7 protein-coding genes are annotated in these 8234 nt (G+C 76.2%); 3 read left to right on the forward strand and 4 right to left on the reverse strand.

Annotation, left to right across the window (positions count from 1 at the left end):
* A partial coding sequence (locus Q7T67_RS10070) for a serine/threonine-protein kinase (RefSeq protein ID WP_304788647.1) occupies positions 1 to 1045 on the reverse strand: 1045 nt, incomplete at its 3' end.
* Between the two features lie 181 nt (positions 1046 to 1226).
* Between Q7T67_RS10070 and Q7T67_RS10075 the strand changes: the two genes are divergently transcribed.
* Both Q7T67_RS10075 and Q7T67_RS10080 read left to right on the forward strand, forming a co-directional pair.
* Positions 1227 to 2189, forward strand: coding sequence for a glycosyltransferase (locus tag Q7T67_RS10075; RefSeq protein WP_304788649.1), 963 nt, complete (start codon positions 1227 to 1229; stop codon positions 2187 to 2189).
* A 128-nt stretch (positions 2190 to 2317) separates the two neighbouring features.
* Positions 2318 to 3283 carry a glycosyltransferase family 2 protein gene (locus Q7T67_RS10080; RefSeq protein ID WP_304788651.1) on the forward strand — a complete coding sequence of 322 codons (966 nt, stop codon included), beginning with the start codon at positions 2318 to 2320 and terminating at the stop codon, positions 3281 to 3283.
* Positions 3284 to 3341: 58 nt separating this feature from the next.
* On the opposite strand, the gene Q7T67_RS10085 is transcribed toward Q7T67_RS10080, so the two are convergent.
* Together Q7T67_RS10085 and Q7T67_RS10090 are read right to left on the reverse strand one after the other, a co-directional pair.
* Complete coding sequence (locus Q7T67_RS10085; protein ID WP_304788653.1) at positions 3342 to 4661, reverse strand: hypothetical protein; 1320 nt, start codon at positions 4659 to 4661, stop codon at positions 3342 to 3344.
* 127 nt (positions 4662 to 4788) lie between these two features.
* Positions 4789 to 6267, reverse strand: coding sequence for a lipopolysaccharide biosynthesis protein (locus Q7T67_RS10090; RefSeq protein WP_304788655.1), 1479 nt, complete (start codon positions 6265 to 6267; stop codon positions 4789 to 4791).
* A gap of 166 nt (positions 6268 to 6433) precedes the next feature.
* Here Q7T67_RS10090 and Q7T67_RS10095 point away from each other — a divergent pair, with 166 nt between their 5' ends.
* Complete coding sequence (locus Q7T67_RS10095) at positions 6434 to 7486, forward strand: hypothetical protein (protein WP_304788657.1); 1053 nt, start codon at positions 6434 to 6436, stop codon at positions 7484 to 7486.
* A gap of 181 nt (positions 7487 to 7667) precedes the next feature.
* On the opposite strand, the gene Q7T67_RS10100 is transcribed toward Q7T67_RS10095, so the two are convergent.
* On the reverse strand, positions 7668 to 8234 hold a 567-nt coding region (locus tag Q7T67_RS10100; RefSeq protein WP_304788659.1), incomplete at its 5' end, for a hypothetical protein.

The following is an 8234-nucleotide window of genomic DNA, read 5'->3' on the forward strand; positions in this document are numbered from 1 at the left end:
CGCGCGGCGGCGTCGGGGCGGGGAAGGCGACGGTCCGCTGCGGGTCGACGTCGAGCCGGCTCAGGGCGTCGCGGGCCAGCGCGGCCAGCTCGCCGGCGGTCGCCGGGCGCGCGTCGGGGTCCTTCGCCATGGCCGCGGCGAGGACGGCGTCGAACGGCCGCAGCTCGGGGAACAGGGCGCCGGGCCGCGGCCGGTCGCCGTTGACGTGCGCGAAGAGCTTGGCCATCGTCGCGCCCGGGAACGGCGGCGCGCCGGTCAGCGCGACGTGGAGCAGCGAGCCCAGGGCGTAGACGTCGACGCGGGCGTCGGTCTCGCGGCCCTCGATCTGCTCGGGCGCCACCGAGTCGGCCGAGCCCAGCAGCATGCCGGTCTGGGTCAGCTCGCCGCCGGCGTCCTCGAGCTCCTTCGTCAGGCCGAAGTCCGCGAGGAGCACGCCGGAGAACCGCGGCAGCGCGGGACCGCCGGAGCGCGGGGCCTCGCCCGTCGCCGGCGGGGCGGGGCTCGGGGTGACGTCGCCGTCGGTCTGCAGCAGGACGTTCCCGGGCTTGACGTCGCGGTGCAGGATGCCCCGCGAGTGCGCGTGGTCCAGGCCCGCGGCGACGGCCTCGACGATGCGGACTGCCTCCTCGGGCGGCAGGCCCCCCGGCGGCGCGTCGCCCGGCCGGACGGACGGCAGCGCGACCGTGGGATCCGCCTCACCCGGTGACGGGCGACGGAAGGGGCTCGGCGACAGCGTCGGCGGACCGGCCGCGGACGACCTGCTCCCGGCCGACCCCGGAGCGCCCCCCGTGGCGGCGGCGACGCGGTTGAGGCGCTTGCGCAGGTCCTCGCCCTCGACGTAGCGCATCGACAGCCACAGCCCGGCCGGATCGGTGCCGGCGTCGTAGACCGTGACGACGTTGGGGTGGTCCAGGCGCGCGGCGAGCCGGGCCTCGCGGGTGAAGCGGTCCTGGAACGACGGGTCGTGGGCCAGGCCGTCGGCGAGGATCTTCAGGGCGACGCGGCGCCCCAGCGTGACGTGCTCCGCCAGCCAGACGGTCCCCATCGCCCCTGCCCCGAGCGGACGCTCGATCCGGTGGCCGCCGACGAGGTCCCCGCGCGCCGGGACGGTACGGGGTCCACGGGGGTCCCGCGACCCGTGGTCCTCCCCCGCCATCAGCTGTCGCCCGGTAGCCGCACGTCGTGCAGTCTGTCGCAGATCGGGCGGCCCCGGTACGGTGCGCCACGTGCCGTCCGCGGTTGCCACCCCGCTCGTCTCCTTCTGCGTCGTCGGCACGGACGGCGCCCAGCAGCTGCGCGCCTGCCTCGACGCGATCGCGCTGGAGCAGCGGCTGCTCGAGCGGCCGACCGAGGTCCTCGTCCTCGACAACGCCTCCGCGGACGGGAGCGCGCGGATCGCGCGGGAGCACCCCGTCGGCGCCCGCGTCGTCGCCCTGCCCCGCCGCGAGGGCAAGGCCGCCAACGACTCCCGCCTGCTCGACGAGGCCCGGGGCCGCTACGCGCTGCTGCTCGGCTACGACACCGAGCTGCGGGCCGGGGCGACGAAGGAGCTGCTCGACGCCATGGAGCGCGACCCCGGGGCGGCCTGCGCCGGCGGGACGGTCCTGTCGCCCGAGGGCGAGCAGCGCCCCTCCGCCTGGCGCTTCCCGACCCTGGGCACGACGCTCGCCCAGGCGCTGCTCCTGCACCGCTCGCTCGTCGTGCAGTCCGGGGCCGCCGGCCGGGGCACCCGCAAGGTCGACTGGTGCCAGTCCGCGTGCCTGATGGTCCGCGTCGAGGCCTCCGCGACGATCGGCCACCTCGATCCGGAGTACTTCGTCTTCGGGGACGAGGTCGACCTGCAGCGCCGGCTGCGCGACGCCGGCTGGCACACCCTCTTCGTGCCCGCCGCGACGTGCGTCCGCCACGAGCGCCCCGTCGTCGGCGAGGACGCCCGGCGACGCGTCGTCGAGCTGCACCGCAACCAGGACCGCTACCTCGTCGCCCACCACGGGCCGTTCGTCGCCTGGTGCTGCCGGCCGGTGGCCGCGGTGCCCTACCTGCTGCGGGCCGTCGCCGCGACGGTGCTGCCCGGCCACTCCGTGCGTCGCTACTGGTGGCACGTGCGGGCGATCCTGGCGCCCCGCAGCGGCGAGGGCGTCCGCGAGGCCGCCGAGCGCTACAACGCGCAGCTCGAGCAGCCGGCGTAGGGGCGGTCGCCGGTGGGCGGCGACGGGGTTCGCGGGCGGGATGGACCGGGGCGACCGCGGGCGGCGGGACCGGTGAGACGGGACCGGTGAGACGGGACCGGGCGGACCGCGCCGTAAGATCCCGCGAGGTGCCCGACGACGCGATCGACCTCACGTTCTGCGTGGTCAACACGGACCTGCGCGACCTGCTGCTGCAGGGCCTCGACGCGATCGCCCGCGAGCAGGAGGCCCTCGGCGACGGGGTCCGCACGGCCGTGGTGGTGCTCGACAACGCCTCGCAGGACGGCTCGGCCGACGCCGCGCAGGCGCACCCCGCGGTGGACACGCTGATCCGCCTGGACCGCCGCGAGGGCTGGTCGGCGAACGTCAACCACGTGCTGCGGGCGGCCCCGAGCGAGCTCTGCCTGATCCTCAACGAGGACGCCGAGCTGCAGCCCGGCTGCACCCGTGCGCTGCTCGACGCCCTGCAGGCCGATCCGACCTGCGGCGCGGCGGCCGCGTCGCTGTGGCGCCCCGAGGGCTGGCGCCAGCCGTCGGCGTGGCGGTTCCCGTCGATCGGCACCGCGGTGGCCGGCGCGCTGTTCCTCCATCGCTGGACGACCGTGCAGTCCACGGGCGAGGAGACCCGGCGGGTCGACTGGGCCCAGTCCTGCACGATGCTCCTGCGGCGCTCCGCGGTCGAGCAGGCCGGCTGGTGGGACCCGGAGTTCTTCGTCTACTCCGACGAGGTCGACGTGCAGCGCCGCATGGCCGACCGCGGCTGGCACACCCTCTACGTCCCGCGGGCGCGGTCGATCCACCACGAGCAGCTGTCGACCGGCAACGTGCCGACGCGACGCATCGTCGAGCTCTCGCGCAACCGCGACCGGTACCTGCGCAAGCACCACGGCCCGGCCGTCGCCCGCGCGGTCCGCTGGCTCACCGCGTTCCCCTACGCGCTGCGCTCGATCGCGGCGCTCGTCCTGCCGGGCCACGACCCCGCCCGCTACCGCCTGCACGTCGCGGCCACCCTGCACCCCGAGCGGGGCGAGGGCATCCGCGAGGGCGCCGAGGCCTTCAACCGGCGGCTGGACGCGGCGGAGAAGGCCTCGTAGGCCGATGCACTCAGCCCGTGGTCGAGTCGGGGAGCTTCCGGCGAGGCGGCCGCCCCGGTCAGCCCGTGGTGGAGTCGGGAAGCTTGCGGCCGACCGGGCCGACGTAGACGCCGCGCGCCAGGTCGTCCGGGCCGTCGCCGCCGGGGTGGAAGGCGCAGTAGATCCGGGCGCAGCGCTGGGCGCCGGAGCCGTTGGCCACCCGCACGTGCTCGGCCACGCGGAGGGTGTGGCCGTCCTGGGAGAAGTGGTAGTCGTTGGGGTGGATCCCGTACCAGACCTCCCCCACGCCGGACCGCCAGTCGAGACCGAGGTCCTGGGCGAACTGCCCGACGGGCTGGCCGATCCCCTCGGGCCGCTCGTAGGCCTCGGCCACCTGATCGAGCTTGATCAGGTCGGCGAGGACCATGTCCGGCCGCCAGAAGGGGCTGTCCTCGGCGGTCTCGAGCGCGCGCTCGGTGAAGACGAGGTGCTTGCAGCGCTTCATCGCCTCCTCGACCGCCTCGAGCACCGTCTCGACCTCGGGGAGCGCCTCCTCCGCGACGACGCCCTCCTCGGTGGCGCCCTCGACCTCGCGGTGCAGGCGGATGACCTCGTTGCGCGCGACGTCGAGCGACACCTCGAGCCGCTCGTGCTCGGCGTGCGCCTCGATCAGCAGCTCCTCGCGCTGCTTCAGCCGCTTGCGCAGGTCGGCGATGACGTCCTGGTCGGCGGCCTCGCCGGCGGGCGCGTCCTCGACGTCCTCCAGCTCGTGCTCGAGCCGCTCGCCCTTCGCCCGGGCCTTGGCCAGCCGCTCGCGCAGCTCCGCGTTCTCGGCCTCGGCGGCCTCGAGCTTGCCCCGCAGCTCCTGCGCCTCGGAGACCCGCTCCTCCGCGCGGCGCTCGTGCCGCGCGGCCTGGTTCTCGGCCTGCTCCGTCTTGCGGACCGCCGACTCGAGCTCCTTCTCCGCGCGCACGGCGCGGCGCTCGAGGAAGACCATCGCCTCGCGGCAGATCGTCAGCAGGCGCTTGTCGACCTCGGAGATCTGGACCTGCTGCTCGATGTCCGCGCGCAGCAGCCGGACGTCCTGCTCCAGGTCGAGCTCCGGCAGCTCGTCGGCCCCGGCCTCGATGCCGAGCTCGGCCTCGAGGCTCTGGACGGCCAGGACGGCGTCGTCCTCGTGCTCTAGTTCGTCGACGAACGCCTGCACGCTGGGGACGGACGAGCGCTCGAGCGCCGCGGCGAGGGTGATGCCGAGCTGCTCGCGGAGGATCCGGTCGATCTCGGGCTTGCCGATGCGGTCGAAGGTCAGCTCCGTCGCGGGCATCGCTGGAGCCGTCGGGCGCTTGTGCCCGGGGTTCCCCGAACGCTTCGGCTTCGGCTTGCGCTTCTTCTGGCTCATCGTCGGCCGAATCTAGCGCAGCCACCTCACGGCAACCTGAGGCGGACCGTCCCACAACCACGGGCGTCGTCGTCCGGGCCCACGGGGCGCCGGACCCGCATCGCCGGCCGGCGCCCGCGGACGCGTCTCAGCGACCCGGCAGGCGCGCCAGGACCGCCCGGCGCACCACCGCGACCTCCGACGGCCGCACGCCGCCGACGAGGACGAGGAGCGGCGGGACGATCGCGCAGCCCGCCAGGCGCAGGGCGATGCCCGCGACGCCGCCGGGGTCCGCCACGGCGTCGACGCCCACCGCGACGGCCGTCATCACGACGACGGCCGCGGCCAGCCGGGCCCAGTCGAACGGCACGTGCATCAGCCGGCGGGTCCGCAGGTGCGCGACCGTCAGGGCGACGACGTACGCCGCGACGAGGGCGATCGCCGCGCCGGTCGCCTCGAGCGAGGGCACCAGCAGCGCGAGCGCCGCGACGTTGACGGCCAGGCCCAGGAGCGCGGCGGGGAGCGTCCGGCCCGTCTCGTGGTGCCGACCGGCGATCGTCGTGAAGACCCACGTCAGCCCCCAGAGCGCCCAGCCCAGCGCCAGCCACGGGAGCGCCCCGGCCGCCGCCGCGAAGTCGGGGCCGAGCAGCAGATCGGTGACCTGGAACCGCAGCAGCACCAGGCCGACGACCATCCACCCCAGGACGAGCACGTACGCCCGCACGACGTTGGCGTACGTGCGCGGGGCCTCCTCGTCGGAGAGGTCGTAGGCCAGCGGCGGCCAGGCGGCCTGGAACGCACGGGCGACGACGATCACCAGCGTCGCCAGCTTGGCGGCGGCCGAGTACACGCCGTTGGCGTCGAGGCCCGACGTGTGGACGAGCCACTGCCGGTCGACGATGTTCAGCGCGAAGACCGCGGCCTCGGGCGGGACCGTCGGCAGGCCGAAGCGCAGCAGGGAGCGCAGGTCGTCGCCGTCCTGCGCGGCGTCGGCACCGCGGGCCGGCCGCGGCCGCAGCAGCGCGCGCTGCGACCACCACAGCCCGGCGAGGACGACGCTCGACGCCGCGTAGTTGCCGACGAGGTACCCCGACGCGCCCTGGTCGAGCGCGACCACGAGGACGACCGTGGTCAGCACCGTGAGCCCGACGTTCGTGAGCGCGGCGGTCAGGTAGCGGCGCCGGGCCTCCTGGGCGCGCAGCAGCGCGTTCTGGACCTCGAGGTTCGTGAACGCCCAGATCCCCAGCGCCGTGGCGCGGATCGGCCCGGGCAGCGACTCGCCCAGCAGCACCCGGGAGAGCGGCTCGGCCAGCAGCAGGAAGACGACCGCCAGGGCCGTCGAGCCGAGCAGGACCCACCCGGTCACGCGGCGCGCGAGCCGTCCGCGTCGCGCGGCGTCCGCGTCGTGGAACCAGTGGCGCAGGAGCGCCTCCTGCAGGCCCGCGCGCAGCAGGATCGACGCCAGGATGATCCAGGTCAGCAGCGTCTCGGCCGCACCGAGCTCGTCGCGGGTCAGGTGCCGGGAGTACAGCGGCAGCGTGACGAGCGCCAGGACGCCGGCCACGAGGCTCGCCGACTGGTAGGCCATGCCGGACGCCGCGAGGCGACGGAGCGGGTGCGGCGCCATCGCTCGGGGATCGTAGTCGGCCGGGTGCGGGCGGTCCGGGATCCGAGGTGTCCTGACGAGGCGGCCGCGTGCGTGCGGCCCGCGATCCGAGGCGGCCGGGTGTCGTCGGTCCGCGATCCGTGGGTGCGTCCCGTCCGTCGGTGGGGCGTCCCATAGGGTCCCGCCGGTGAGCGACGACCTGCGCCCCACCTGCGTGCTGCTGCTCCCGCGGCCCCTCGACGGGTTCATCCTGCGGGAGCAGGCCGCCGACCTGCTGCGGGGCGACGACGTCGTCGCCGTCGATCCGCCGCGCCCCGGGTACGGCGCCGCCCTGCGGCTGCCGGAGGGCGCCGCCGGCGCGGTCGCCGGCAGGCAGGCCGCGTCGATCGTCAAGGGCCTCGAGGCCGACGGCCGCAGCGCGCGGGTCATCGTCTTCTTCCACGCGACCCAGCAGCCCGTCGCCGCGGCGCTGCGCGCCCGGACCGGCGGCGACCTCTGGTACTGGCGCTGGGACCGCTACGAGGTCGCCGGCGACGCGGACGCGTCCCGCCGCGCGCGGCTGACCGGCCTGCACCGCCGGGCCGCGCAGGCCGCGTCGCTCGTCGTCGCCTCGAGCGTCCGGCTGGAGGAGCTCGCCCGCGAGGAGGGCCGGCCCACGGTCCTGAGCCCGCTGGCCGCCGACGGCTTCCCCGCCCCGGACCCGACCGTCGAGGTCGTCGCGTTCTCGCTCGGCCACCTGGGACGACGGACGGACTGGGCGCTCCTCCGGGGCCTCGGCGAGCGTCTGCCGCGCCTGCAGGTGCTGTTCGTCGGCGAGGTCCACCCCGACGAGGTCCCCGGCGACGAGGACTTCGCGTGGTGCCGGGAGCACCCGCCGTTCGTCTTCCTCGGCGCGCTGCCCGACGAGGCCGCGGCCCAGGTCCTGCGGCTGACGGACGTCGCGATCCTCGGCTTCACGACGGACGACTTCAACGACGCGGGCCTGCCCTACCGGATCATCAAGGCCGCCCGCCTGGGCCGCCGGACCGTCGTCCCCGACCTGGCCGGCTCCCGCACCTGGGACCGCGCGGTGGTCGTGGCGGAGGACGTCGACGCGTTCGCCGCGGCCGTCGCGGCCGAGGCCGGCAACCGGACCACGCCGGACGAGGACCTGCGCGCCTGGGCCCTGTCCCAGACCGCGGCGCACCAGAATGCCCCGCTGCGCGAGCGGCTGACGGCGCTGGGGCTCGACGCGGGCTGAGGACCGGGGGTCAGGGCGAACCGGTGCCACCCCCCGGCACGGGATCGACCCCACCCGACCCCGGCCGCCCCGGCCACCCCGTCCGCCGACCAAGGTCAGGTCGAACCGGTGCCACCCCCCGGCACGGGATCGACCCCACCCCACCCCGTGGACCGTCCCGCGGGCCTCACGCCCGGCCGGCTCAGCCGCAGCGCACCCAGGCCGTGAACGCACCGGACCGCGCGACGCGCCGGAAGCCGGGCGGGGCGGGCTTCGTCGACCGGGGGACGCCGTCGGCCTGGCCGTAGCGCTGCCGCCACTTGCCGTCCAGCGCGTCCTCGTCGACGACGATCGCCACGCCGCGGTCGAAGACGCCCAGGCGACGGGCCCGCGGGTCCGAGCGGGCCAGGACCTCGCGGGAGGACGCGTCGAGCTGCAGCCGGATCTCGGGGACCAGGCGGTAGGTCGGCAGGGAGATCGGCCCGCAGCGTGCCCCGCGGCGCACGGCGGGGTCGTCGATCAGGGCGCGCACGTCGGTCCGGGCGTCGGCGAGGAACCGCAGCTCGGCGCGGATGCTCGTGACGGAGTCTCGCTTGACCGTCAGGTACGCCCCCACGCCGAGGACCGCACCGGCGACGACGACCGCCGCCCAAGCGGTGCGGACCGGCACGCCGAGGACGGTCGGTGCACCCCCGCCGGCGGGCAGCTCCGGCACGACGCCGGCGCTCGGCCCGCTGGTGCCGACCGGGCGGCGGGGGACGCCGGGCCC

Source organism: Patulibacter sp. (assembly GCF_030655195.1).
GTDB lineage: Bacteria > Actinomycetota > Thermoleophilia > Solirubrobacterales > Solirubrobacteraceae > Patulibacter.

What these genes read in the sequence shown, in the direction of transcription:
- Q7T67_RS10090 (WP_304788655.1), bottom strand. Translation starts at nt 6,267, where the DNA reads ATGGCGCCGCACCCGCTCCGTCGCCTCGCGGCGTCCGGCATGGCCTAC.
- Q7T67_RS10085 (WP_304788653.1), bottom strand. Translation starts at nt 4,661, where the DNA reads ATGAGCCAGAAGAAGCGCAAGCCGAAGCCGAAGCGTTCGGGGAACCCC.